General features: G+C 67.4%; 23 protein-coding genes. 13 read left to right on the top strand and 10 right to left on the bottom strand.

Annotated features, from left to right (window positions below):
• Positions 1-8 precede the first annotated feature (8 nt).
• The 4 genes from DACI_RS28390 to DACI_RS28375 all read left to right on the top strand — a co-directional run bounded on the left by DACI_RS28390 (position 9) and on the right by DACI_RS28375 (position 3,445).
• A complete protein-coding gene (locus DACI_RS28390; protein WP_012207411.1) occupies positions 9-1,175 on the top strand; it encodes a methionine ABC transporter ATP-binding protein in 1,167 nt (388 codons plus the stop codon).
• Positions 1,153-1,818, top strand: coding sequence for a methionine ABC transporter permease (locus tag DACI_RS28385; RefSeq protein WP_043782884.1), 666 nt, complete (start codon positions 1,153-1,155; stop codon positions 1,816-1,818). The genes DACI_RS28390 and DACI_RS28385 overlap by 23 nt, the downstream gene beginning before the upstream one ends.
• A 111-nt stretch (positions 1,819-1,929) precedes the next feature.
• Positions 1,930-2,418 carry a VOC family protein gene (locus tag DACI_RS28380; RefSeq protein ID WP_012207409.1) on the top strand — a complete coding sequence of 163 codons (489 nt, stop codon included), beginning with the start codon at positions 1,930-1,932 and terminating at the stop codon, positions 2,416-2,418.
• Positions 2,419-2,506: 88 nt separating this feature from the next.
• Positions 2,507-3,445 carry a CysB family HTH-type transcriptional regulator gene (locus tag DACI_RS28375; protein WP_013800726.1) on the top strand — a complete coding sequence of 313 codons (939 nt, stop codon included), beginning with the start codon at positions 2,507-2,509 and terminating at the stop codon, positions 3,443-3,445.
• Between the two features lie 20 nt (positions 3,446-3,465).
• Here DACI_RS28375 and DACI_RS28370 read toward each other — a convergent pair whose 3' ends face one another.
• From DACI_RS28370 to metK, 6 genes are all read right to left on the bottom strand, one after another.
• Positions 3,466-3,957, bottom strand: coding sequence for a GNAT family N-acetyltransferase (locus tag DACI_RS28370; RefSeq protein ID WP_012207407.1), 492 nt, complete (start codon positions 3,955-3,957; stop codon positions 3,466-3,468).
• A 72-nt stretch (positions 3,958-4,029) separates the two neighbouring features.
• Positions 4,030-5,148, bottom strand: a complete 1,119-nt coding sequence (locus DACI_RS28365; protein ID WP_043782881.1) for a bifunctional nicotinamide-nucleotide adenylyltransferase/Nudix hydroxylase — start codon at positions 5,146-5,148, stop codon at positions 4,030-4,032.
• A 46-nt stretch (positions 5,149-5,194) separates the two neighbouring features.
• Positions 5,195-6,895 carry an NAD+ synthase gene (locus tag DACI_RS28360; RefSeq protein WP_012207405.1) on the bottom strand — a complete coding sequence of 567 codons (1,701 nt, stop codon included), beginning with the start codon at positions 6,893-6,895 and terminating at the stop codon, positions 5,195-5,197.
• Positions 6,896-6,944: 49 nt separating this feature from the next.
• Positions 6,945-8,144: a nicotinate phosphoribosyltransferase gene (pncB, locus tag DACI_RS28355; RefSeq protein ID WP_012207404.1), complete on the bottom strand. Its 1,200-nt coding sequence runs from the start codon at positions 8,142-8,144 to the stop codon at positions 6,945-6,947.
• A gap of 56 nt (positions 8,145-8,200) precedes the next feature.
• Positions 8,201-9,022: a cysteine hydrolase family protein gene (locus DACI_RS28350; RefSeq protein ID WP_043782877.1), complete on the bottom strand. Its 822-nt coding sequence runs from the start codon at positions 9,020-9,022 to the stop codon at positions 8,201-8,203.
• 180 nt (positions 9,023-9,202) lie between these two features.
• Positions 9,203-10,384 carry a methionine adenosyltransferase gene (gene metK / locus DACI_RS28345; RefSeq protein WP_012207402.1) on the bottom strand — a complete coding sequence of 394 codons (1,182 nt, stop codon included), beginning with the start codon at positions 10,382-10,384 and terminating at the stop codon, positions 9,203-9,205.
• A 136-nt stretch (positions 10,385-10,520) separates the two neighbouring features.
• Between metK and DACI_RS28340 the strand changes: the two genes are divergently transcribed.
• Both DACI_RS28340 and DACI_RS28335 read left to right on the top strand, forming a co-directional pair.
• A complete protein-coding gene (locus tag DACI_RS28340) occupies positions 10,521-11,372 on the top strand; it encodes a lysophospholipid acyltransferase family protein (RefSeq protein ID WP_012207401.1) in 852 nt (283 codons plus the stop codon).
• Positions 11,369-12,235, top strand: a complete 867-nt coding sequence (locus DACI_RS28335; RefSeq protein ID WP_012207400.1) for a lysophospholipid acyltransferase family protein — start codon at positions 11,369-11,371, stop codon at positions 12,233-12,235. The genes DACI_RS28340 and DACI_RS28335 overlap by 4 nt, the downstream gene beginning before the upstream one ends.
• On the opposite strand, the gene DACI_RS28330 is transcribed toward DACI_RS28335, so the two are convergent.
• From DACI_RS28330 to zwf, 3 genes are all read right to left on the bottom strand, one after another.
• Positions 12,229-13,140 carry an alpha/beta fold hydrolase gene (locus DACI_RS28330; RefSeq protein WP_012207399.1) on the bottom strand — a complete coding sequence of 304 codons (912 nt, stop codon included), beginning with the start codon at positions 13,138-13,140 and terminating at the stop codon, positions 12,229-12,231. The two genes, DACI_RS28335 and DACI_RS28330, sit on opposite strands and share 7 nt — an antisense overlap.
• Positions 13,141-13,185: 45 nt before the next feature.
• Positions 13,186-13,938 (bottom strand): ribosome biogenesis GTP-binding protein YihA/YsxC, encoded by a 753-nt coding sequence (yihA, locus tag DACI_RS28325; protein ID WP_013800744.1) that lies wholly within the window; start codon positions 13,936-13,938, stop codon positions 13,186-13,188.
• A 213-nt stretch (positions 13,939-14,151) separates the two neighbouring features.
• The gene (zwf, locus tag DACI_RS28320) at positions 14,152-15,606 is read right to left on the bottom strand and encodes a glucose-6-phosphate dehydrogenase (protein WP_012207397.1); all 1,455 of its coding nucleotides are present in this window, start codon (positions 15,604-15,606) and stop codon (positions 14,152-14,154) included.
• A 139-nt stretch (positions 15,607-15,745) separates the two neighbouring features.
• On the opposite strand from zwf, the gene pgi reads away from it, so the two are divergent.
• Complete coding sequence (gene pgi, locus DACI_RS28315; RefSeq protein ID WP_012207396.1) at positions 15,746-17,308, top strand: glucose-6-phosphate isomerase; 1,563 nt, start codon at positions 15,746-15,748, stop codon at positions 17,306-17,308.
• A 35-nt stretch (positions 17,309-17,343) separates the two neighbouring features.
• On the opposite strand, the gene DACI_RS28310 is transcribed toward pgi, so the two are convergent.
• Entirely contained in the window at positions 17,344-18,246 is a 903-nt protein-coding gene (locus DACI_RS28310) for an SMP-30/gluconolactonase/LRE family protein (protein ID WP_012207395.1), read from the bottom strand.
• Between the two features lie 240 nt (positions 18,247-18,486).
• Between DACI_RS28310 and DACI_RS28305 the strand changes: the two genes are divergently transcribed.
• The 6 genes from DACI_RS28305 to DACI_RS28280 all read left to right on the top strand — a co-directional run bounded on the left by DACI_RS28305 (position 18,487) and on the right by DACI_RS28280 (position 25,056).
• Positions 18,487-19,797 (top strand): ABC transporter substrate-binding protein, encoded by a 1,311-nt coding sequence (locus tag DACI_RS28305; protein WP_012207394.1) that lies wholly within the window; start codon positions 18,487-18,489, stop codon positions 19,795-19,797.
• Positions 19,794-20,687 (top strand): carbohydrate ABC transporter permease, encoded by an 894-nt coding sequence (locus DACI_RS28300; RefSeq protein WP_012207393.1) that lies wholly within the window; start codon positions 19,794-19,796, stop codon positions 20,685-20,687. Before DACI_RS28305 ends, DACI_RS28300 begins: the two co-directional genes overlap by 4 nt.
• 7 nt (positions 20,688-20,694) lie before the next feature.
• Positions 20,695-21,513: a carbohydrate ABC transporter permease gene (locus tag DACI_RS28295; protein ID WP_012207392.1), complete on the top strand. Its 819-nt coding sequence runs from the start codon at positions 20,695-20,697 to the stop codon at positions 21,511-21,513.
• A gap of 45 nt (positions 21,514-21,558) precedes the next feature.
• On the top strand, positions 21,559-22,617 hold the full coding sequence (locus DACI_RS28290) for an ABC transporter ATP-binding protein (protein ID WP_012207391.1): 1,059 nt from the start codon (positions 21,559-21,561) through the stop codon (positions 22,615-22,617).
• 64 nt (positions 22,618-22,681) lie between these two features.
• The gene (dalD, locus tag DACI_RS28285; RefSeq protein ID WP_012207390.1) at positions 22,682-24,106 is read left to right on the top strand and encodes a D-arabinitol 4-dehydrogenase; all 1,425 of its coding nucleotides are present in this window, start codon (positions 22,682-22,684) and stop codon (positions 24,104-24,106) included.
• A gap of 5 nt (positions 24,107-24,111) precedes the next feature.
• Positions 24,112-25,056 (top strand): carbohydrate kinase family protein, encoded by a 945-nt coding sequence (locus DACI_RS28280; RefSeq protein WP_012207389.1) that lies wholly within the window; start codon positions 24,112-24,114, stop codon positions 25,054-25,056.
• Positions 25,057-25,083: the final 27 nt, after the last annotated feature.

Genomic DNA, 25,083 nt, shown 5'->3' with positions numbered 1-25,083 from the left:
GTAAGGCAATGAAGGTGGAACAGGCGGCGGCTGGCGAGCCCCATGCAATCGATGCGCTGCAGCGGCCGCACATCGTCTTCGAGGGCGTGCGCAAGCACTACCCGGGAACGGGCAGGGGCGCGGGAAGGAGCGCGGGCGAGCCCGTGCACGCGCTGCAGGCGCTGAGCTTCGAGGTGGCGCGTGCCGAGGTGTTCGGCATCATCGGCCGCAGCGGCGCCGGCAAATCCACGCTGCTGCGCACCATCAATGCGCTGGAGCGGCCCAGCAGCGGCCGCGTGCTGGTGGATGGCACCGATGTCGCCACGCTGGACGAGGACGCGCTGGTGGCGCTGCGCCGGCGCATCGGCATGATCTTCCAGCACTTCAACCTCCTGTCCTCGCGCACGGTGTACGAGAACGTGGCCCTGCCGCTGCAGGCCGCGGGCTGGCGGCCCGCGCTCGTGCGCGCGCGGGTGGACGAGCTGCTGGCCCTGGTGGGGCTGGCGGACAAGAGCGGCGCCTATCCGGCCCAGCTCTCGGGCGGGCAAAAGCAGCGCGTGGGCATTGCGCGCGCGCTGGTGCACGAGCCCGAAATCCTGCTGTGCGACGAGGCCACCTCGGCCCTGGACCCCGAGACCACGCAGTCCATCCTGGAGCTGCTGCGCGAGATCAACCGCAAGCTGCGGCTGACCATCGTGCTCATCACGCACGACATGGCCGTGATCCGCGAGGTCTGCGACCGCGTGCTGGTGCTGGACCAGGGCCGGCTGCAGGAGATCGGCGAGGTCTGGAAGCTGTTTGCGGCACCGCGCTCGGAGGCGGCGCGTGCGCTGCTGCGGCCGCTGCGGCAGGCCTTGGCGGCCGACCTGGAACTGGTGGCAGAGGCCGATGGCCCGGATGCCGTCGCCGTGCTGGCCATCGGATGGGCCGACGGCGGCAGCCAGCAGGGCCTGCCGCTGGCGCAGCTTCAGGTGCTGGGCCCGCGTGCCCGTTTGTTGCAGGGTGGCCTGGACTGCATGCGCGGGCGTTCGCAGGGCCGCCTGCTGGTGGGCGTGCCGGTGCAGGATCTGCCGTCGGCACCCTCGCCGCTTTCACCGCTCTCACCCCTTTCACCGGCCGCGCTGTCTTCCCTTCAACAGGCGCTGGGCGCCGATTCACTGCAACTGCTTGGCCATGTCCCTGCCCCCGCTCGATAAATACCTGCAGGCCTTTCTGGAAACGCTGCTGATGGCGGGCGCGTCCTCGCTGATCGCCATCGTTGCCGGGCTGGCGCTGGCCATCGTGCTGCACACCACGGCGCCGGGCGGGCTCTACGCCAGGCCGCGCCTGTACCGGGGGCTGTCGGCGGCGGTGAACATCGGCCGGGCCATTCCCTTCATCATCCTGCTGGTGGCCCTGCTGCCGGTAACGCGCGCCATCGTCGGCACCACGCTGGGCACCTGGGCGGCGGTGGTGCCGCTGTCGGCCAACCTGATTCCGTTCTTTGCGCGCATCGCCCAGGTCAGCCTGGGCGAGGTGGACTCGGGCCTGGTGGAGGCGGCGCGCGCCATGGGCCTGCGCCGCCCGCAGATCGTGCGGCAGGTGCTGCTGCCCGAGGCGCTGCCGGGCCTGATCGGCGGCATGACCGTGAGCGTGATCGCCATGGTCAATGCCTCGGCCATGGCGGGCGCCGTGGGGGCGGGCGGCCTGGGCGACCTGGCCATCCGCTACGGCTACGAGCGCTATGAGACGCGCGTGATGTTCGAGGTCATCGTCATCCTGGTGGCCCTGGTGTCGGTGCTGCAGTTCGGTGGCGAATGGCTGGCGCGCCGTGCCGACCATCGGCGTTCGATCTCTTGAGATGATTTGGAAATAACAGACTGAATTTTTATTATTTTTGGTTTTTTCGACTTGTCTCGACAATGGCCTGCAGCAGCATTCGGGCTGCTGATTCTTTTCCGAGACGCTTCGATGACCCACACCACACGCCCCGCCTGGCCTTCCCCTCTTGCCGGCCGCACTGCCATGAAGCCGGGCGTGGCCATCGTCTGTGGCGTCCACCATGTCCAGCTGTCCTTCCCGGCGCGTGCCCAGGCGGCCATGGAGCGCTTTTATGGCGAAGTGCTGGGCCTGTCTGCCCTGACCGTTGCCGGGCGTCCGGGCCTGAGCTTTCTGGCCGGCGGGCAGCGCATTGATCTGGTGCCCTACAAGGGGCAGTCCGGCGGCACCGAGCGCGCGGCGGGCAATCTGGTGCATCTGGCGCTGACGGTCAGCGACGTGGATGCGCTGCGCCAGCAGTTGCTGGTGCACGGCGGCCTGGCGCTGGAGGTGGCGCCCGTGAGCGAGGGCCGGCGCTGCTATGCGCGAGACCCCGCAGGCAATCTGATCGAGCTGCTGGAGCTACCCCGCGAGGCAGCGGCCGATGCCCCGGATGAGCCGGCCGTGGCCTGTTCGGCCTGAAAGCCTCTCGCCGTCCCCCTCTTTCTTTCCTTTCTGCTTTTGCCTTCCACAGGCCCGGGCCGCACCGGCCCCGGGCGGAGCCTTGCCCATGAACTTCCAGCAACTGCGCTATGTGCGCGAAACCGTGCGCCGCGGCTACAGCCTGACCGAGGTGGCCCACACGCTGCACACCTCCCAGCCCGGCGTGAGCCGGCAGATCCGCGAACTGGAGGAAGAACTGGGCGTGGAGATCTTCATCCGCGCAGGCAAGCGGCTGACCGGGCTGACGCCGCCCGGCGAGGCGCTGCTGCCCATCGTCGAGCGCCTGATGCTGGAGGCCGACAACCTGCGCCGCGTGGGCGCCGACTTCAGCGCCAGCGAGCAGGGCCGGCTGTCGATTGCCGCCACCCACTCCCAGGCCCGCTATGCGCTACCCCATGTGGTGCGCGACTTCCGCCAGCGCTATCCGCAGGTGCGCCTGCACCTGCACCAGGGCTCGCCCGAGCAGGTGGCGCAGATGCTGCGCAGCGGCGAGGCCGACATCGGCGTGGCCACCGAGGCGCTGGCCGGCTATGAAGGCCTGGTCGCGCTGCCCTGCTACCGCTGGACGCACGGCGTGGTCGTGCCGCCGGGCCACCCGCTGCTGCAGTCGCAGCAGGCGCTGACGCTGGAGGCGCTGTCGCGCTTTCCCATCATCACCTACGAGCAGGGCTATACGGGCCGCGCCCACATCGACGAGGCCTTTGCGCGCGAAGGCCTGGAGCCCGACGTGGTGCTCACGGCCATGGACGCCGACGTGATCAAGACCTATGTGGAGCTGGACATGGGCGTGGGCATCGTCGCCTCGGTGGCGCTGGATGCCGAGCGTGACCAGGGCCTGCGCACGCTGGACGCCGGCCACCTGTTCGAGGTCAACACCACGCGGCTGGGCCTGCGCAAGGGCGCCTGGCTGCGCGGCTATGCCTATGCCTTCATCGAGACCTTCGTGCCCACGCTGACGCGCGAGGTGGTCGAGCAGGCCGTGCGCCAGGGCGTGGAGCCCGAGTAGGCAGACGAAGGAGGCCGGCCTCAGCCCGGCTCGCGCGCCATCTCCAGCAGGGTGTCGCCGGTCACGCGGTAGCGGATCCACTCGGTCTGGGGCAGGGCGCCCAGGCGGTCGTAGAACTCGATGGAGGGCAGGTTCCAGTCGAGCACGCTCCACTCGAAGCGGCCGCAGTCCTTCTCGACGGCGATCTGCGCCAGCCGGCGCAGCAGCGCCGTGCCCGCGCCCAGGCCGCGCGCCTCGGGCGTGACGTAGAGGTCTTCGAGGTACAGGCCGTGGCGGCCCTGCCAGGTCGAGTAATTGAAGAAGTAGACCGCAAAGCCCACGGGCTGGTCGCCATGCAGGCAGATCAGGCCGAAGACGGCGGGGTTGTCGGCAAACAGGGTGCGCTTCACATGCTCTGGCGTGGCCAGGACTTCATGCTCGGCTTTTTCATAGACGGCGAGTTCGCGCACGAAGCGGACGATGAGCTCGGCGTCATCGGGGGTGGCGGGTCGGATCTGTAGGGTGGTAGTCATTCAATCGCGGGGGAACACGGGAAGCCCGGAAAAACGGTATTGCGGCGCAAGATGGCGCCGCAATCTCCGGTTTTAGCCGATTTTCGCGCCCGTGTCCGCCAGGGGCTGTTGCACCGGAAGGGGCAGGAACTGGCGTAGGATCTGGAAGTGGTCCTCGAAGAACGCGCTTTCCATGGCGGGCAGGTCGCAGACGGCCACCCAGCGCGCCAGTGCCGCATCGTCGCCGCCCTGCACGGGCGGCAGCGAGGGCAGCACGCCCAGGTCCAGATAGTGCACATGGGTGATGGTGCGCCCGCGCAGGCTGCGGTCGGGATGGTCGAAGACCTGCACGGACTGCAGGGCCGCCTGCAGGTCGGCCTCGCTGAGCGTGGAGCAGGTCTCCTCGCGCAACTCGCGCAGGCAGGACTGCCACAGCGTGTCGCGCGGCTCCAGGAAGCCGCCCGGCAGCGCCCACAGGCCCAGGCCCGGGGCATGGCCGCGGCGTATCAGCAGGATGTGGTCCTGTTGCGCGCCTTCGTGCGGCACGCGGCAGCGCAGCAGTGCGTCCACGGTCACGAAGACGGGCGGGTAGGGCGCCGCAGCCCAGGCCTGGCGGTACCGGGCCAGCATGCGCCATTCCTCGCACATCTGCGCATGGACGGGCGTGGTGGCCCATTGGCGCAGGAACTGCAGGGTGGCGGGCGGCACCTGGGCGGCCAGGGCCTCGAAGTCCACGCCGGATTCGCCGAAGTAGATGTCGCGCAGCGGCGTGGCGTCGAACTGGCCCAGGCGCGGCAGGCTGATCAGTTGCCAGCGCGGAAAGCGCGCCAGGTAGCCGCTGGTCGCATCCTTGAAATGGCCGACCAGGGCCACGCTGGCGCCTTCGGGCACGCAGGACTGCACGGCCTGCTGCACGGCCTGTACCCACAGCGGTTCGTTGTAATAGTCGCGCACGGGCACGCAATGCAGGCGGGCCGCGTCGGCCGGCGGCAGCGCCTCGCGCAGCATCTGCGCGCGTTCCTGCCAGCTGAAGGGATTCTTGGGATTGGGCGCCTGCCAGGCGCTGCCCAGCACGACGACGATCTGCTCGGCACGCTCCAGCGCCGCGCGCAGCAGGGCCATGTGGCCGTTGTGCAGCGGCTGGAAGCGCCCGATCAGCACGGCGGTGTGCACGCGCTCGCTGGTGGCCGGGGTTTCGGTGGGGGCGTCCATTGCGGCAGTCTCTTGCATAAACAGGCTCGGTGGCTTCACTCTGGCTTCATTCGTAGTGGGCGGCAATGGGCATCTGGCGGCCCGTGCCGAAGGCGCGCGGGCGCACGCGCAGTATGGGCGGGGCCTGCCGGCGCTTGTACTCGCTGCGGAAGATCATGCGCTTGACGCGGTCAACCAGCTCGGCACCGCCGGGCTGGCCCAGCAGCTGGGTCACAAAGCGCTCGGCCGTGCCGTATTCGGCGGTGGACAGGTGCCGGCCCTCGATGGCGTATTTGAGGATTTCGTCCAGCACCGCATAGGGCGGCAGGCTGTCCTCGTCCTTCTGGTCGGGCGCCAGCTCGGCCGAGGGCGGCTTGTCGATGATGGCCTGGGGAATCAGCTCGCGGCCCGCACTGCGGTTGACGTGGCGCGACAGCTCGAAGACCTCGGTCTTGTACAGATCGCCCAGCAGGCCCAGGCCGCCGTTGGTGTCGCCATACAGCGTGCAGTAGCCCACCGATATCTCGGACTTGTTGCCCGTGGTCAGCAGCAGGTGGCCGAAGGCGTTGGAGTACTCCATCAGCGTGGTGCCGCGGATGCGTGCCTGCAGGTTCTCCAGCGGCAGGCCCTGCAGCGGCTGGCCGAAGCTGGCCTCGAACTGGCGCGCATAGCCGTCGACCAGCTCGCGGATCGGGTGCTCGTGCAGCGTGATGCCCAGGTTGCGGCACAGGATCACCGAGTCATCGACCGAGCCGCTCGACGAAAAGCGCGAAGGCATGGTGACGGCCACCACGTTGTCCGCGCCCAGGGCCTCGGCCGCCAGGGCCAGGGTCAGTGCGCTGTCGATGCCGCCCGAGCTGCCCACCACCGCGCGCGTGAAGCCGCAGCGGCGCGCATAGTCGCGCAGGCCCAGCACGATCTGGCGGCGGTAGAACTCCATGGTGGGCAGGCCTTCGGCCGGCACGCTCATGCAGGGCTGGCCGGCTGCGTCGAGGAAGCGTCCGTCGTCGAACTGCAGCGTGCGCAGGTCTTCGACAAAGCGCTCGGCCTCGAAGACCACGCCGCGCCCGGGCTCCACCGCGAAGGAGGCGCCGTCGAACACGATCTGGTCCTGGCCGCCGATCTGATTCACATAGAGGATGGGCAGGCCGTGGCGCGTGGCCGCCTGGCCGAAGATCTCGTGGCGCTGCTCGCGCTTGCCCAGGTGGCTGGGGCTGGCGTTGATGCTGACCACCAGGTCGGGCGCGGCGTCGGCCATGCGCGCGAAGGGGTTGGTGGCGTAGTCGGCACCGGCGTCGTTCCAGCCGTCCTCGCACACCAGAAAGCCCACCTGGGCCTGGCCTATGCGCAGCACCTTGGCCGCGTCGGGGCCGGGCTCGAAGTGGCGGCGCTCGTCGAAGATGTTGTAGGTGGGCAGCAGCTGCTTGTCGTAGCGCAGGCGCACGGCGCCGTCCTTGAGCACCAGCAGGCTGTTGTGCAGCGGCTTGCCGGGCCCGCTGGCACGCGTGGGCGCGCCGATGACCCAGTGCAATTGCGGCCACTGGCGCGTGGCCTGCAGCAGCTGCTGCAAGCCTTGCTCCAGGCGTTCGCGAAAGGCGGGCTCGTCCAGCAGGTCGCCAGGGTAGTAGCCGCACAGCGACAGCTCGGGAAAGACCAGCAGGTCGGCCTGCGCGCGCGCGGCGCGGGCAGCGGCCTCGGCCATGCGGGCCACGTTGCCGGCGATGTCGCCGACGGTGGGGTTGAGTTGGGCAATGGTGATGCGCAGCATGAATGGAGCTTTGGCGGTGTCAGGCGATGTCAGGCGGTGTCGGGCGGTATCAGACGGCGACAGGCTGGGCCAGGCCGAAGACCTGGCGCAGATAGGCCAGATAGGTTTCGTCGTTGCACAGCGTCTTGCCCGGCGAGTCCGAGATCTTGGCCACGGGCTGGCCGTTGGCGTGGGTGAGCTTCATCACGATGTTGATGGTCTCCAGCCCCATGTCGTTGGTCAGCCGCGTGCCGATGCCGAAGCCCAGCTGTATGCGGTCGGCAAAGCGCTGGTACAGGGCCAGGGCCGTGTCCAGGTCCAGCCCGTCGGAGAACACCAGGCGCTTGGCCTGGGGGTCTATGCGCAGCTTCTGGTAGTGGGCGATGGCCTTCTCGCCCCAGGCATACGGGTCGCCCGAGTCGTGGCGCAGCCCGTCGAAGAGCTTGGCGAAGTACATGTCGAAATCGGCCAGGAAGGCATCCATGCCCACGGTGTCGGTCAGGGCCACGCCCAGGTCGCCCCGGTACTCCTGCACCCAGTCCTCCAGCGCGGCGATCTGGAAGTCGCGCAGGCGCACGCCCTGGGCCTGGTAGCTCTGCAGGTACTCATGGGCCATGGTGCCTATGGGCACGATGCCGAAGTCGCGAGCCAGCAGCACGTTGGACGTGCCCTTGAACCACTGCGCCGTCTGCGTGGCAAAGGCCTGGACCACCTCGCGCTGCCAGGCGCCCGAGAAGCGCCGGCGCACGCCGAAGTCGAACAGCTCGAAGGGATTGCGCAGCCTGGCCTCGCAGGCCAGGTGGCGCAGGCGCTCGATCTTGCCGGCCAGGCGCCTGCGGCCTTCAGCCAGCGCCGCCTCGGCGTCGAAGCGCCGGAAATACAGCTCGTTGACGATGGCCAGCACATAGATCTCGAAGCCCATCACATGGACCTGGGGGCCCTTGGCCTCGATGTGCAGGGTGTCGCCATCGGCCCAGGCACGGATGAAGGCGCGTTGGAACTGGAAGATGCGCAGAAAGTCGATGAAGTCGCTCTTCATGAAGCGCAGCCCGCCCAGGTAGGCCAGGTCTTCGGGCGTGAAGCGCAGCGCGCACAGGGCGTCCAGCTCGCGCTCCACCTCGGGCAGCAGCTCGGCCAGTGGGAAGGCCGTCTTCGTGCGGCAGACGAACTCGTACTCGGCCTCGGTCTGGGGATTGCGGTGCAGCATGGCCTGCCACATCGTGAATTTGTAGAGATCGGTGTCGAGCAGGCTGGTGATGATGGGAGCCATGGTGCGATGCTGGGGAAACAGGAAAGGGGGCTGCGCGCGGGAAGGCGGTCCGGCCCCTACAGGTGGAGTTCTTGGCTGGAGGCCAGCCGCAATCCGCGGGCCTGCATGGCTGCTAAAAAATCATGGTGCGCGGACTCGAAGCCCGGCACCGGGCTCATGGCGTCATGCATCAGCACGATGCGCTCAGGATGGGGAAGGTGCTCGACCAGATGCTCGACCGTGGAGCGCACGCAGTGACTGCTCGCCTCGCCCGCGACCACCAGTATGTCTGCCTGGCCCAGCCGCTCCAGCAAGGCCGTATTCAGCAAGGTCGCCGGATCGGCCGGGTCGGGGACCTCGGCCAGCAGCGCGCTGTAGTGCTCGGTCCAGGGATTGAGCCCCTTGAAAACGTTGTACACGGCGCGCTGGCGCTGCTGCTGCCAGTCGCCGCAGGCCGCCAGCACATCGGCATGGATACCGTGGCCCCAGCTGCCCACCTCGCAGTGCACGGGCCAGACCATCAGCGTGTAGCGGCTGTTGGCTTCGAGTGCATCCAGATAGTCCAGGCTGCGCTGCAGCGCCTCGGCGTTGCGCGGCCGGAACACCCCCGCCCGCACCTGCGCCGCCGTGATAGGGGTGAACGGCACTACCTCGCTGCCATCGCCCTGCTGCCAGAAGGCGGGGTGGGCAATGTCATAGCGCTGGTGCGAGTCCAGCGTCACCATGATCTCGTCAATTCTCGCCCCCTCGCGCCGTATCCAACCGGCAAGCCGCTGCATGTCGGCATGGGCGCCCGTCACGGGAAGGCTGGGACGTTGCCCGCCAGGACACCAGTCCTCAGGCAGATCGCAGAAGTCGTTCTGGGGGTCTATGACCAGTAGCTGGGTGGTGGAGGGCATGGGCTTGGCGCTGTGCGTCGGAGGGTGAAGTGAAACGCTTACCAGGGTCCAAGTGTAGTGAGCTAAGGCTGTCCGCCAGAGCGAAGAGGCCAGGACCCGGGTGCCAGCAAGGGACACCTCACGTAAAAAGCCCCATGAAGGCGGGGCCTGCATGGGGCTTGTCGGTGGCGAGGGGCGTCTTTACAGGCCGGCCGCAGCGCGCAGCACGGCTGCCTTGTCCGTCCGCTCCCAGGTGAATTCGGGCTCTTCACGGCCAAAGTGGCCGTAGGCGGCGGTCTTGCTGTAGATGGGGCGCAGCAGGTCCAGCATCTGGATGATGCCCTTGGGGCGCAGGTCGAAATGCGCGGCCACCAGCTTGGCGATCTCGGCGTCGGGGATGACGCCCGTGCCTTCGGTGTAGACCGTGATGTTCATCGGGCGTGCCACGCCGATGGCGTAGGCCACCTGGATCTGGCACTGGCGTGCCAGGCCGGCGGCCACGATGTTCTTGGCCACGTAGCGCGCGGCGTAGGCGGCGCTGCGGTCCACCTTGGTCGGGTCCTTGCCGCTGAAGGCGCCGCCGCCATGGGGGCAGGCACCGCCGTAGGTGTCGACGATGATCTTGCGGCCGGTCAGGCCGCAATCGCCCTGGGGGCCGCCGACAACGAAGCGTCCCGTGGGGTTGATCAGGTACTTGGTGTCCTGCAGCCACTCGGAGGGCAGCACGGGCTTGATGATTTCCTCGATGATGGCTTCGGTGAAGCTGGCCTTCATCTTGGTGGCGGTTTCCGACTGGTCGGGGCTGTGCTGGGTGGACAGCACCACGGTGTCGATGCTGTGGGGCTTGCCGTCCACGTAGCGCATGGTCACCTGGCTCTTGGCATCGGGGCGCAGGAAGGGCAGGCGGCCGTCCTTGCGCAGCTGGGCCTGGCGCTCGACGAGGCGGTGCGCGTAGTAGATGGGCGCGGGCATCAGCTCGGGCGTCTCGTCGCAGGCGTAGCCGAACATCAGGCCCTGGTCGCCGGCGCCGGTGTTGAGCTCGTCATCGCTGGCCTTGTCCACGCCCTGGGCGATGTCCTGGCTTTGCTTGTCGTAGGCCACGAGCACGGCGCAGCCTTTGTAGTCGATGCCGTAGTCGGTGTTGTCGTAGCCGATGCGCTTGATGGTGTCGCGTGCGACCTGGATGTAGTCGACGTTTGCGCCGGTGGTGATCTCACCTGCCAAAACCACCAGGCCCGTGTTGGTCAGCGTCTCGGCCGCCACGCGGCTGTACGGGTCTTGGGCGAAAATGGCGTCCAGGATCGCGTCAGAGATCTGGTCAGCCACCTTGTCCGGATGGCCTTCAGAGACGGATTCCGAGGTGAAAAGAAAGTCGTTCGCCATATGAATAAACTCCTTGGTTGCAGCTTTTTTGCTGGGCGCTGCCCAAGCTGCAGGAGCTCTGGCGAACGCTTTAGCAGAAATTGTTTAACGTCGCTCTGCAAGTTGCTCAGTTAACTCAGCGACACCCATCATTTTAATGCCATCCCTGTTCCGACTGTTTGCTGCACTGCCTTTGTGGCTATTGCACCCCCTTGGCGCGCTCATGGGCTGGGTGGCGTTCGCCGCTTCGCCCACGTACCGGCGCCGCTTTCTGGCCAACGCCCGGCAGGCCGGCTACGGCCTGGGCGCCGTGGCGCCGGCCGTGGGACACGCGGGGCGCATGGTGGCGGAGCTGCCGCGCATGTGGATGGGCAGGCAGCCGAGCTGCGAGATGCACAACGAGGAATGCGTGCGCCGGGCCTACGCGGCCGGGCGCGGCATCATCTTTCTGACGCCGCACCTGGGCTGCTTCGAGCTGTCAGTGCAGCATGCGGCGCGGCAATGGTCGGCCGAGCATGGCGAGATCACCATTCTCTACCGCCCCGCGCGCCAGCCCTGGCTGGCCCGCGTCATGGAGACGGCGCGCAACCGCCCCGGCGTGCAGGCCGTGCCGACCACGCTGGCCGGCGTGCGCCAGATGATCAAGGCGCTGCGCAAGGGCGCGGCCGTGGGGCTGCTGCCAGACCAGGTTCCGCCCGAGGGGCAGGGCGTCTGGTCGCCGTTCTTCGGCCGTGATGCCTATACGATGACGCTGGCGGCGCGGCTGGCGTTGCAGACGGGGGCCGCGGTGATCGTGGCCCGTTGTGAGCGCTTGTCCTGGGGGCGGGGCTATGCGCTGTATCTTGAGGAGTTGCCCGTGCCCTTGTCCGAGAATCTGGAAGCTGCGGTGCAGCAGATCAACGAGGCGATGGAGCAGACCATCCGCCAATGCCCGCAGCAGTACCTGTGGGGTTATGCGCGCTACAAGCAGCCGCGCCGTGAAGCACCTGCTGGCGAGGTGGGTGCATGAGCGGGCGCATCGGCGTGTGGCTGATGCGGTCGCTGGCTTGGATGCCGCTGCCGTGGCTGCGGGGGCTGGGTGCGTTTCTGGGGCGTGTGCTGTTCGTGCTGGCCGCGCCGCGCCGCAAGGTGGCGCTGCGCAATCTTGCGCTGTGCTTTCCCGAGCTGACCGAGGCGCAGCGCGTGGAGCTGGCGCGCAGCAACTTCATCGTCTTTTGCCAGACCTGGCTGGACCGCAGCTGGCTGTGGGCCGCGCCGCGCGAGGTGGTGGCCGAGCGCGTGAAGCTGCAGGGCGCCGTGCATGAGCTCGATGGCGATACGCCCACCATCCTGTTCGCGCCGCATTTCTACAGCATGGATGCGGGGGGCCTGGCGCTGCCGCTGCACACCACGCGGCCTTTCACCTCGATCTTCTCCACCCATCCGGACCCTGCGGTCGATGAGTGGTTCATGTCAGGGCGCCAGCGCTTTGGTGATGTGCGCATGCTCAACCGCGCCGACGGGGTCAAGCCCATCATCTCCAGCCTGCGCAAGGGCGGGCTGCTGTACCTTTTGCCCGACATGGACTTCGGCCGCAACGACTCGGTCTTCGTGCCCTTCTTCGGCGTGAACGCGGCCACCATCCCCTCGCTGTCGCGCTTTGCACGCCTGGGCCGGGCCAAGGTGCTGGGCATGTATACGCGCATGACGCCCACGGGCTACGTGGCCGAGATCACGCCGGCCTGGACGGACTTTCCCACCGACGATGCCGAGGCCGACACGGCACGCATGAACCGCGAGCTGGAAGCGGCGATTCGCACCATGCCCGACCAGTACTACTGGGTGCACAGGCGCTTCAAGACCCGGCCCGAGGGCGAGCCTTCGGTCTACTGAACGGGGCGGGACAGGAACTGCTCCAGCGCTTGCCGCACCGCATCTGGCTGCTCGTGCACGACCCAGTGCGAAGTGCCTGCCAGGTGCTGCACCGTCAGGCGCGGCACCCACGGCTCCAGGCCTTCGACCAGGGCGGGCTGCAGCGCCGGGTCGCTGTCGCCCCAGAGCACATGCGTGGGCACGCCGATGTCCAGCATCTCGGGCGGCAGCCTCAGGTTGCGCAGTGCGTCGGCTGAGTCCGGGTCTTCGGGCCGGGGCGGCACCAGGGGACTGGCGCCGTAGTAGTGGCAGGAGCCTTGCACGCCCAGGTCCCAGTGCTCGCGGTAGCGCTGCTGCAACTGCGGCGTGAGCCAGCCGGGCAACTCGCCCTGCGGTGTGCGGAAAAATCCCAGCATGCGCTGCCAGTCGTTGTCGGCCAGCAGGGCGGGTGCGTCGGGGCGGCGCAGGAAATGCATGTACTGGCTTGCGGCCTGCTGCACGGGGTTGTCCAGCAACTCGCGCAGAAAGGCGCCTGGATGCGGGGCGTTGAGGATCATCAGCCGCTGCATCAGCCCGGGATGGCGATTGGCCAGACCCCAGGCCAGGGCACCCCCCCAGTCGTGGGCGATCACGCAGGCTGCGGGTGCGCCAGGGCTTTCGATGGCGATCAGCGCCGCCAGATCCTGCAGCAGGTGCTTGGCCTTGTACTGCTCCACGCCGGCCGGCTGGCTGGAATGGCCAAAGCCCCGCAGATCGGGGGCGACGCAACGCCATTGCGCGCCGAACTGCTCCAGCATGCCTTCCCAGATGAAGCTGTCCTCGGGAAAACCGTGCAGGAACAGCAGCAACGGCCGGCCGGGTTCGCCGCTGACGCGGCAGTGCAGATGGATGCCGTGAGGCAGCTCGCGAATGCAGGTGGTCACCATGTTGCGCTCCTTGCGGGGCGCTGGCTACACGAGCGCCTCCAGGCGCTAATCTTGGGGGCTGTCGCTCTCGCCGGGCGTCGCGGCTGCGACGTCCGCCTGCGGTGCAGCGGCGGCCGGCTGGGCCAGCCCTTCGGGATGGCTCCAGTGCCACAGCAGCTGGGCCACCTCGTCCACACCCTGCTTCTTGAGCGCGGAGAACATGCGCACCTCGCCACCGCCGGCATTGAGCCGCGTGATGGACAGCACCTTGGCCTGCTCGGCGCGCGTGAGCTTGTCGGCCTTGGTCAGCAGCACGAGGAACTTCAGGCCCTCCTGCACGCGCGGGCGCAGGGCATCGAGCAAGGCTTCGTCGAGTTCGGTCAGGCCCAGTCGCGGATCGCACAGCAACACGATGCCCGTCAGGCTCTCGCGGCTGACCAGATAGTTCAGCATCACGCGCTGCCAGCGCTGCTTGTCCGTGCGCGACACGGCGGCGTAGCCGTAGCCGGGCAGATCGGCCAGCACGGCGTCGGTCACGCCCTGCTTGCCCAGGGAGAACAGGTTGATGTGCTGCGTGCGGCCGGGCTTCTTCGAGGCGAAGGCCAGCTGCTTTTGCTGCGTCAGCGTGTTGATGCAGGTGGACTTGCCGGCATTGGAGCGGCCCACGAACGCGATCTCGGGCACATCGACCTTGGGAAGATGGTGCAGTTGCGCAGCCGTCGTCAAAAAGCGCGTCGTGTGCATCCATCCCATGGCGAGCTTGGGATCGATCAGGGAGGAAGTGGGGGCGGCATCGGCAGCCGGCGCAGCAGGATTCATGGTGTGGTCAGTCTCTCGGGGCCTCATTGTAGGTTCCCCAATGATCCAGCGCCCCCCGCGGGCTATAGGCCGCGCTGCAGGCCGAGCGCATCGCCTGAAACCGGCGCGCCCCAGCGTCAGGGACAGCGAGCAAGGGCCGCCCCGCAGCGATGCTGTCGTCCCCCTCCCGCGCAGCGAGAGAGGGGGAAGGCGCGAAGCGCCTCAGGGGGAGCCTCAAACCTCCTCGCTCCAACAAAACCCATCCCGCGCAATCATGGCGCTGGCCGCGCTGGGCCCCCAACTGCCAGCCGCATAGCCGCGCGGCCCCGAGAGATCGTTGCGCCAGTGCTGCAGTATGGGTTCCACCCAGCGCCAGGCCTGTTCCTGTTCGTCGCTACGCACGAACAGATTCAGCCGCCCGGCGATCACGTCCAGCAACAGGCGCTCGTAGGCGCCCACGCGCTTGGCGCCGAAGCGCTGGTCGAAGTCCAGGTTCAGGTGCACGGGAGCCAGCGAAGGCTCGGCCTGCTGCTGGGTGGCGCCTTGGGCCAGCAGGTGCAGCTCCAGGCCGTCCTTGGGTTGCAGGTTGATGACCAGGCGGTTGGCTTCGGACAGGGGCGAGCGGAAGATGGGATGGGGCACGGGCCGGAAGTTCACGACGATGCGCGCATCCCGGCCTGCCAGCCGCTTGCCGGTGCGGATGTAGAAGGGCACGCCGGCCCAGCGCCAGTTGCAGATCTCGGTGCGCAGGGCGACGAAGGTCTCGGTCTGGCTGCCGGCCGCCACGCCTTTCTCTTGCTGGTAGGCGGGCACGGGCTGGCCCTGGCTGGCGCCGGCCAGGTACTGGCCGCGCACCACGTGCTGGCTCAGGGTTTCCGGCGTCCAGGGCTTGAGCGACTGCAGCACCTTGAGCTTTTCGTCGCGGATGGCGTGGGCCGAGGCGTTGATCGGCGGCTCCATGCCGATGGCGCACAGCAGTTGCAGGGCATGGTTTTGCACCATGTCGCGCAGCGCGCCGGTCTGGTCGTAGAAGGCGCCACGGCTTTCCACGCCCAGTTCCTCGGCAATGGTGATCTGGATGTTGGCAATGGTCTCGCGCCGCCACAGTGGCTCGAACAGTGCGTTGCCAAAGCGCAGGGCCAGCAGGTTCTGGACCGAGGGCTTGCCCAGGTAGTGGTCTATGCGAAACACCTGCTCTTCGCGCAGGACCTTGCGCAGCGTGGCGTTGATGGCCTGGTTGGAGGCCAGGTCGTGGCCCAGCGGCTTTTCCAGCACCACGCGCGTCTGCGGGCCATTCAGGCCCACGGCGGCAATCTGCTCGCAGACCGTGGTGAACAGGCTGGGCGCAGTGGCCAGGTACATCACCACCGTCTCGGCGCCGCGGGTGTTCAGCGCCGTGGCCAGGCGCTCGTAGTCGGCGGGTTGCGACAGGTCCATGCGCAGGTAGTGCAGCAGGGCCGCGAAACGCGAGAACTCCTCTGGACTGGGGCGCTTGGACAGTTCCACCTTTTCGAAGCGGCCCTGGATGAGCGCGCGGTACTGGTCGTCACTCAGATCATCGCGACCCACGCACAGGATGCGACCCCCCTCGGGGAGGGTGCCGTGGCGGAACGCCTGGAACAGCGCGGGCATGAGCTTGCGCCATGCGAGATCACCCGTGCCACCGAACAAAACCAGATCGAAACCCATGCTGTCTCCACAAGTTGGTGTGTCTATTTTTGGTAACTTGGTTACCAAAATTTTGAGGAATCGGATAAATTATAGGAAGGTATTGAGGTTTTGTTCCAGAGATGTGTTGTCGATTTGGTAATCAGATTACTTTTATCCCATGCTGTCCGTCATTCCCCAGCCCCCGCGCTGCGACCATGCCACTGTCTGGCCTGCGCTGCACCACCATGCCTTGGCCCTGCGCAAGGGCTTCGATCTGCGCCACGCCTTTGCCGATGATCCCGGCCGGTTCGCGCACTTCAGCCAGGAGGCGCCACACTGTTTTGCAGACCTGTCCAAGAACCTCTGGGATGCACCAGCCGAGGCGCTGCTGTTGCGTCTGGCGCGCGAGTGCGCAGTGGAGCAGCAGCGCGATGCCATGTTCGCCGGCGAGCACGTCAACGGCAGCGAGGGCCGCGCCGTGCTGCACGCGCTGCTGCGCTGCCCGCGCGGCGAGTCGCCGCCGGGCCTGGCATGGGCCCTGGCCCAGGTGCACGAAACGCTGGATGCCATGCTGGCCTATGCCGAGCGCGTGAGGGCCGATGCCGGCATCACCGATGTGGTGTGCATGGGCATCGGTGGATCGGGCCTGGGGCCGCAGATGGCCGTGCAGGCGCTGCAGGGAATGTGCGATGCACGGCGGCGCATGCACTTCGTCTCCAACGTGGATGGGCATGAGCTGCAATCGGTGCTCGATGGGCTGCAGCCGCGCAGCACGCTGTTCATCGTGGCCTCCAAGGTCTTCAACACGCAGGAGACGCTGACCAATGCGCGCAGTGCGCTGCAATGGTTCCATGCGCAGGGCGGTGAAGATGTGGCGCGGCATTTCGTGGCGCTGACCACCAATGCCTCGGCGGCTGCGCAGATGGGCATCACCACCACTTTCGGTTTCTGGGACTGGGTGGGCGGGCGCTATTCGCTGTGGTCGGCGATCGGGCTGCCCGTGGCCCTCGCCGTGGGAGCTGCGGCATTCCGCGACCTGCTGGCCGGCGCGCATGCCATGGACCACCATTTCCGCACGGCACCGCTGCAGGCCAACCTGCCCGTGCGCCTGGGCCTGCTCGATGTCTGGAACCGCAATCTGCTGGGCTTTGCCAGCCGCTGCATTGCGCCCTACCACGCAGGCCTGCGGCGCCTGCCGGCCTATCTGCAGCAACTGGAGATGGAGAGCAATGGCAAGCGCGTGGACCGCCAGGGCCGGCCGCTGGCACTGGGCTCAGCCCCCGTGCTCTGGGGCGAGCCGGGTACGGATGGGCAGCATGCCTTCTTCCAGATGCTGCACCAGGGTACGGACATCGTGCCGCTGGAGATCATCGCCGTGCAGCGGCCGTCGCACGGCCTGCAGGGCCACCATGAGCAACTGCTGGCCAACGCTCTGGCCCAGGCCCAGGCCTTGATGCAGGGGCGTTCCTGCGATGATGGCCATCGCCACTTCCCGGGCAACCGGCCCAGTACCTTCGTACTGCTGGATGCGCTCACGCCGGCGGCGCTGGGTGCGCTGATTGCCTTGCAGGAGCACCGCGTGTTCGTGGCGGGCGCGCTGTGGGGCCTCAACAGCTTCGACCAATGGGGGGTGGAACTGGGCAAGCTGCTGGCGCGCGACCTGCAGCAGCGCCTGGCCAGCGGCGATGTGGTGCAGCTCGATGCATCGACCGCAGGACTGCTGCAGCGCATGCGGGCCTGACGCCCCTGGCAACACGTTGCCGGGGCCGAGCAGGCTCAGGCTTCGCGGAAGCTGTTCACCGGCAGGCCCGGCACATCGACACGGCACTCCATCAGTGCGCCGGCAGGCACCTGCGCCGATCGCTCCGGATCGGGCCGGCCGTGTCCGGCCGAGGTGATGTACAGCGTGCGCAGGTCCTCTCCTCCAAAGCAGACCATGGTGGGGCAGCGCACGGGCGTGTCCAGGCGCTGCAGCACATCGCCCTCGGGACTCAGTTGCAGCACGCAGCCGCCTTCGTACATGGCCACCCAGTAGTTGCCCCGGACGTCGACGCTGGCGCCGTCGGGGCGGCCGCCATAGAGCCTGCCCTCGGCCTTGGGCGCGAAGGCCTTCCACAGCGAGCGCGTGCCCAGCGTGCCGGAGTCCAGGTCGAAGGCAAAGCGGTCTATGCGGTGGGCTGGCGTGTCTGCCCAGTACATCCAGTCGTCATCGGGGCTGAAGGCCAGGCCGTTGGCCGTGGTGCAGTCGCCTGCCATGCGCTGAACGGCGTAGCCTCCGGCGCCGTCCGCGCGAAGGCACCACAGCGCGGCATCGGGCGCCGTCTTGGGCGAGAACAGTGACCCCGCCCACAGCCGCCCGGCGCGGTCGCAGCGCCCGTCGTTGAGCCGCAGCTGCTGCGGATCATGGTCCAGGCGGGCGATCATTTCGGTGTGTCCCGTGGCGGTGTCCAGCAGGCCGAAGCCATCGCGCAGCCCCACCACGATGCGGCCCCGGTCCGTGGGAGCGCAGCAGCCCGGTTCGCTGGGCGTGGCCCAGCTGCGGTGCAGGCCTGTGGCGGGCTCCCACGAATGGATGTGCCGGTCCTGGATATCGCACCAGTAGAGCCGGTGTTCCTGCGGGTGCCAGAAGGGGGACTCGCCGAGTGCACTCGGTGGAACAGGGATGCGCTGCACGGCCATGGTCTGCCTCGGAGATGCGGATGAACGGAATTCTAGGAGGTCGGAACGCACCGCAGCAGAGGCACATGGTTTGATGCATTGGCTAAGGGATATCACCGGCCTGGCTGCGCATAAAAGTATCGAAAGGCGCATCTGTCGTACCAGTCCAGGCACGAGGCCGTCGCCACAATGCCTCATCCGCAGCCGGGATGGGAGGCGCGGTGATCCAGCATTCGAAGACCAGGGAACAAGGAGACAAAAATGCACAGCTTGCTCAAGGCCAGCCTCACATGGGCCATGGCCACTGCCGCAGCGGGCGCACTCGCCGGCACCGAACTCGTGATCGCCACCGTGAACAACGGCCACATGATCGAGATGCAAAAGCTCACCCCCCGGTTCGAGAAGGCCCACCCCGACATCACGCTCAAATGGGTGACGCTGGAAGAAGGCGTGCTGCGCCAGCGCGTGACCACCGACATCGCCACCAAGGGCGGCCAGTTCGATGTGATGACCGTGGGCATCTACGAGGTGCCGATCTGGTCGAAGAAGGGCTGGCTGCAGCCCATTGCCACCGATGCCGCCTATGACGCGGCCGACCTGCTGCCCACCATCCGCGAAGGCCTGTCCTACGAAGGCAAGCTCTATGCCTCGCCCTTCTATGGCGAAGGTTCCATCCTCATGTACCGCAAGGACCTGGCCGACAAGGCGGGTTTTCAGATGCCCGACAAGCCCACCTGGGAGCAGGTCCGGGAGTTCGCCTCCAGGGTCCACGATCCCAAGGCCGGGGTCTACGGCATCTGCCTGCGCGGCAAGCCGGGCTGGGGAGACAACATGGCCCTGATCACCACCATGGCCAATACCTTCGGCGGCCAATGGTTCGACATGCAGTGGAGGCCGCAGATCGATACACCCGCCTGGAAGAAGGCCGTGGGTTTCTATGTGGACCTGATGAAGGCCTATGGCCCCCCGGGCGCCTCGGCCAACAGCTTCAATGAGAACCTGGCCCTGTTCAACGAGGGCAAGTGCGGCGCCTGGGTGGATGCGAGCATCGCCGCCTCCTTCGTGAGCGACCCCAAGCAATCCAAGGTGGCCGACAAGGTGGCCTATGCGGCTGCACCCGTGGCCAGCACGCCCAAGGGATCGACCTGGCTGTGGACCTGGAACCTGGCCATACCCTCCAGCTCGAAGAAGGCCGATGCGGCCCAGGTCTTCGTGAAGTGGGCCACCTCCAGGGAGTATGTGCAGTTGGTTGCGCAGGAGCACGGCTGGCGTGCCGTGCCTACAGGAACGCGCCAGTCCACCTATGCCAATGCCGAGTTCCAGAAGGTGGCGGGCTTTGCCGCAGCCGAGAAGCGGGCCATCGACAGCGTGAGCCTGACCGATGCGACCGAGCCCAAGTCGCCCTATGCCGGCGTGCAGTACGTCGCGATTCCAGAGTTCCAGGCCATTGGCATTGCCGTGGGCCAGCAGATGAGCGCCGCGCTGTCGGGCAAGGTCACGGTGGAGCAGGCGCTCAGTACCTCGCAGACGCTGGCCGATCGCGAGATGAGGAAAAGCGGCTACTACAAATGAGGGCCGATAGGACTCCCGAAAGGGCGGCGTCCGCCAGGCGCCTGCTGCCCCGCGCCCTGATGGCGCCCGCCGTGGCCGTGCTGCTGTGCTGGATGCTCGTGCCCTTGTTGATGACGATTTATTTCTCGCTCGTCAACTACAACCTCATGCAGCCAGGCGAGCACCGCTTCGCCGGCTGGGACAACTACGCCTTCTTCATCACCGATCCGGACTTCCTGCCCGCCGTGTGGAACACGCTGAACTTCCTGGCCAGCGTGGTGCTGATCACCCTGGTGCTGGGCGTGCTGATCGCTTTGCTGATCAACGAGCCGTTTCCGGGGCGTGGCGTCGTGCGGGTGCTGCTGATCTCGCCGTTCTTCGTGATGCCCACGGTCAATGCGCTGCTGTGGAAACACATGATGATGAACCCGATCTATGGCGTGCTGGCCAGCCTGTGGAGGGCCGTCGGACTGCAGCCCGTGGACTGGCTCACCGAGATGCCGCTGCTGTCCGTCATCGTCATGGTGTCCTGGCAATGGCTGCCCTTCGCCTGCCTGATCTTCATCACCTCGCTGCAGTCGCTGGACCGCGAGCAGATGGAGGCGGCGCGCATGGATGGGGCCAACGCCCTGCAGCGCTTTTACTACCTCACGCTGCCCCATCTGGCGCGGCCCATGGCGGTGGTGGTGATGATCGAGATGATCTTCCTGCTCAGCGTGTTCGCCGAGATCGCCATCACCACGGCGGGCGGGCCCGGCAACGAGAGCACCAACCTGACCTACCTGATCTACAAGCAGTCGCTGATGAACTTCGACGTGGGCGTGGCCTCGGCCGGTGCACTGTTTGCCGTGGTGCTGGCCAACATCGTCTCCCTCTTCCTGATCCGCATCGTCGGCAAGAGCCTGGACTGAGGGCATGATGAAAACAAGTTCCTCCACCCTGGTGCGCGCCGCTGCGGCATGGGCCGTGGCACTGCTGCTGTTCTTTCCGCTGGCCTGGCTGTTCCTGACGGCCTTCAAGACGGAACTGCAGGCCATTGCCGTGCCGCCGCTGTTCGTGTTCGAGCCCACGCTGGCCAACTTCGGCGAAGTGCAGCAGCGCAGCGACTACCTGCTGTATGCGCGCAATTCGCTGATCACCAGCCTGGCCTCGACCCTGATCGGCCTGGCCATCGCCGTGCCTGCTGCCTACTCCATGGCGTTCTTCCGCAGCCGCCACACGCGCGACGTGCTCATGTGGATGCTCTCGACCAAGATGATGCCGGCCGTGGGGGCCCTGCTGCCCATCTATGTGCTGGCGCAAGGGGCGGGCTTGCTGGATTCGCTCACCGTGCTGGTCATCGTCTTCACGCTGTCCAATCTGCCCATCATGGTCTGGATGCTCTACAGCGCGCTCAAGGACATCCCCAACGAGATCCTGGAAGCGGCGCGCATGGATGGCGCAGGCCTGTGGGCCGAGTTCCGCCATGTGGTGCTGCCGCTGGCGGTGGGCGGCATTGCCTCCACCGGGCTGCTGTGCCTGGTGCTGAGCTGGAACGAGGCCTTCTGGTCGCTGAACCTGAGCAGCGCCCGGGCCGGCACGCTGGCCACGCTGATCGCCTCGTATGCCAGCCCCGAAGGGCTGTTCTGGGCCAAGCTCTCGGCCGCTTCGCTGATCGCCATCGCTCCCATCGTGGTGTTTGGCTGGTTCAGCCAGAAGCAACTGGTGCAGGGCATGACCTTTGGCGCCGTCAAGTAGCCGTCCGGCATCCATTTCGCGGCTTTGTGCTGCACAAGGAAAACCATGGCCTATCTGCAACTTCAGGACATACGCAAGCGCTTCGGAGAGGCGCAGATCATCCGCGGCGTGGACCTCGCCATCGAGCGCGGCGAGTTCATCGTCTTCGTCGGGCCTTCGGGCTGCGGCAAGTCCACGCTGCTGCGCCTGATCGCTGGGCTGGAGAGCATCACTTCGGGGCAGTTGCTGCTCGACGGGCGCGACATCACGCATGCGCCATCGGGCGAGCGCGACCTGGCAATGGTGTTCCAGAGCTATGCGCTGTATCCGCACATGAGCGTGTACGACAACATGTCCTTCGCGCTGCGCCTGGCCGGCGTGCCGAAAGAGGAGATACGCCGAAAGGTCGGGCAGGCGGCCGAGACGCTCAACCTCACGCCCTATCTGGAACGCAAGCCGCGCGATCTGTCCGGGGGGCAGCGCCAGCGCGTGGCCATAGGCCGGGCCATCGTGCGTGCGCCCAAGGTGTTCCTGTTCGACGAGCCGTTGTCCAACCTCGATGCGGCGCTGCGCGGCAACACGCGGGTGGAAATCCACAAGCTGCACAAGGCGCTGGGCGCCACCACCATCTATGTCACCCATGACCAGGTCGAGGCCATGACCCTGGCCGACCGCGTGGTGGTGTTGCGCGATGGCTGCATCGAACAGGTGGGTGCACCCCTGGCGCTCTACGACCATCCGGCCAACCAGTTCGTTGCGCAGTTCATCGGCATGCCGTCGATGAACCTGATCGCCGCCGAGGCACTGCCCGTGTTCTCCGGGGCCACGCAGGGCCGCCTGCCCGCCGACGGCACGCTGGGCATACGCCCCGAGGCCTTGCGCGTGGCCAGAGCGCAGGTCGCAACCGATGCCGCTGCACAGAGACAGGTCATGGGCCGCGTGGACCTGATCGAGGCCTTGGGCGCCGACACGCTGATCCATGTCAGCGTGGGCGGGGCGCAGCTCATCGCGCGCCAGGCCGAGCGCACGCCACTGGCCGTGGGCGACGCGGTGTCCGTCGCGCTGGACACCGGCTGCGCACTGCACCTGTTCGACCGCCAGGGACGCACGCTGGCAGGCGCCTGAGCGATTCGCTCCGAGAGGCTGCCCGGAGCAGTCATCCTTTCTTCCTCATCTCCCTCTGGTCACCATGAACGCGATTGTTCCGCATCTTTCCAGACCCACGGTGCTGCACCTGGGCCTGGGTTCCTTTCACCGTGCGCACCAGGCCGCTTATCAACAGCGGCTGATCGATGCCGGGGACACGCAATGGGAGCTGGTGGGGGCCAACCTGCGCTCCGACATGGCGCAGACGCTGGAGGCGCTGGCGCGCCAGGGAGGGGCTTACACACTGGAGACGATTGCGCCTGGCGGATCGGTGCGCTACCAACGCATCGAGGCCCTGCGCGAAGTGATCCCCCATGCGCCCGGGCTGGCCGCCGTGATTGCGCGCGGAGCCAGCCCCTGCACACGTGTCATCTCCCTCACCGTGACCGAGGCTGGCTACTACCTCGATGGCAGCGGCGTGCTGGACACCGGCAGCCCGGAGCTTGCAGCCGACATCGGCCGCATGCGCCAGGGGCAGGCCGGAGAGACGATCTATGGCGTGCTGTGCGCCATCCTGCAGTTGCGCCGCTGTGCTCATGCCGGCCCGGTCACGCTGCTGAGCTGCGACAACCTGCGCCACAACGGCGATCGCCTGCTGGCCGGGCTGCTGGCCTTCATGCAACTGGCGCAACTGCAGGAACTGGCCGAGTGGGCTGGGCACAACATCAGCTGCCCGAATGCCATGGTCGACCGCATCACCCCGCGCCCGCCGCCGGAGCTGCGCGAGCGCGTGCAGGCTGCGACGGGCTGGGACGATGCGGCCGCCGTGACGGCCGAAAGCTTTTCACAGTGGGTGATAGAGGACCGCTTCGTCGCAGGCCGTCCGCCCTGGGAGCGCGTGGGCGTGGAGATGGTGTCTTCCGTGGCCCCCTACGAGGAGGCCAAGATCCGCATCCTCAACGCCAGCCACAGCTGCATTGCCTGGGCCGGCACGCTGGCGGGCCTGCGCTTCATCCACGAAGGCAGTGCCGTGCCGGCGATACGCCAGATGGCATGGGACTATGTGACTCAGGACGTGATTCCCTGCCTTGCAACACCCGGCAAGGCATCGGCCCTGGACCTGCCGGCCTACCGCGACACCGTGCTGGAACGCTTCGGCAACCCTGCGATACGCGACACCAACCAGCGCGTGGCGGCCGACGGCTTTGCCAAGATCCCGGGCTTCATCGCGCCCACGGTGCGCGAGCGCATCGCGCAGGGCGCGTCCATGGATGCCGTGGCCATGCTGCCGGCGCTGTTCCTGGTTTTTCTGCAGCGCTGGCACCATGACACACTGCCCTATGCCTACCAGGATCAGGCCATGGACTCCGCAGTGGCACACGCCATCTGCGCCGCCGCCGACCCTGTGGCCGCGCTGTGTGCCGAAGTGCCCTTGTGGGGTGAGGCTGCGGGCCATCCGCATCTGGTGGAGGCTGTCCGCCGTGCCACAGACCGTGTCCATGCTTTTGTCCAACAGGCAGCGAGGTAGAACGCATGCGCATAGCCATCGCGGGCGAAGCCCTGATCGATTTCACCGCCACGGGTGGCCTGGCCTTCCAGGGCCATGAAGGAGGCGCGCCCGCCAACTGTGCCGTGGCCGCCGCGCGGCTCGGGCAGGCCACGGGCTTTGTCTCGCAACTGTCGCGCGATCTCTTCGGCGAGCGCCTTTTCGCGCACCTGCAGGGCAACGGCGTGGACATGCGCCTGGTACAGCGCTGCGATGCGCCCAGCACGCTGGCCTTTGTCGAGCATGCGCAAGGCACCAACCGCTATGCCTTCTATACGCAGGCAACGGCGGACACGCTGTGGGCACCTGCCCAGCTGCCCGAGTTGCCGCCCGAATGCCGCTATCTGCAGTTCGGCTCCATCGCATTGCTGCACAGCCCTGCCGGGCCGCGCATCCTGGACCTGGTGGCGGCTGAGCGCGGGCGGCGCATCATCGTCTTCGACCCGAACGTGCGGCCCACGCTGATCCGCGATGCCCAGGCCTTCCGGCGCGACTGCCTGGGCTGGCTGGCCCAGGCAGACCTGGTCAAGCTCAGCGATGAGGACCTGGCCTTTATCGCGCCCGGCGTTCCGGTGCTGGAGGCCGCCACGCGCTGGCTGGCGCTGGGTCCCCGGGCCGTGGTGCTCACGCGCGGAGCGGCCGGCGCGACCTTGCTGCGTGCAGGACAGGCCCCTGTGTCGGTGCAGCCGCCGGCCGTGCAACTGGTGGATACCATCGGCGCGGGAGACACCTTTGGCGCGGCGCTGTCGGTTGCGCTGCTGGAGCAGGGAGTCGAGCAGCCGGGCCAGTTGCAGGAACTGCCCGAGAGCGCGTGGCGCCAGGTGCTGCGCTTTGCCGCAACGGCCGCAGCGCTCAACTGCACGCGCGCCGGTGCCCAGCCGCCTCGGCGCGCGGAACTCGATGCCGCGCTGGCAGCCCATTGCGGTGGATAGCCGCCGCTGGTGATACTGTTTGCCCAT

The sequence above is a fragment of the Delftia acidovorans SPH-1 genome, assembly GCF_000018665.1.
In the GTDB taxonomy this organism is placed as follows: Bacteria; Pseudomonadota; Gammaproteobacteria; order Burkholderiales; family Burkholderiaceae_C; genus Comamonas; species Comamonas acidovorans.
The sequence above is the reverse complement of the archived record's forward strand: the minus strand, read 5'-3'. Positions and strand labels throughout refer to the sequence as shown.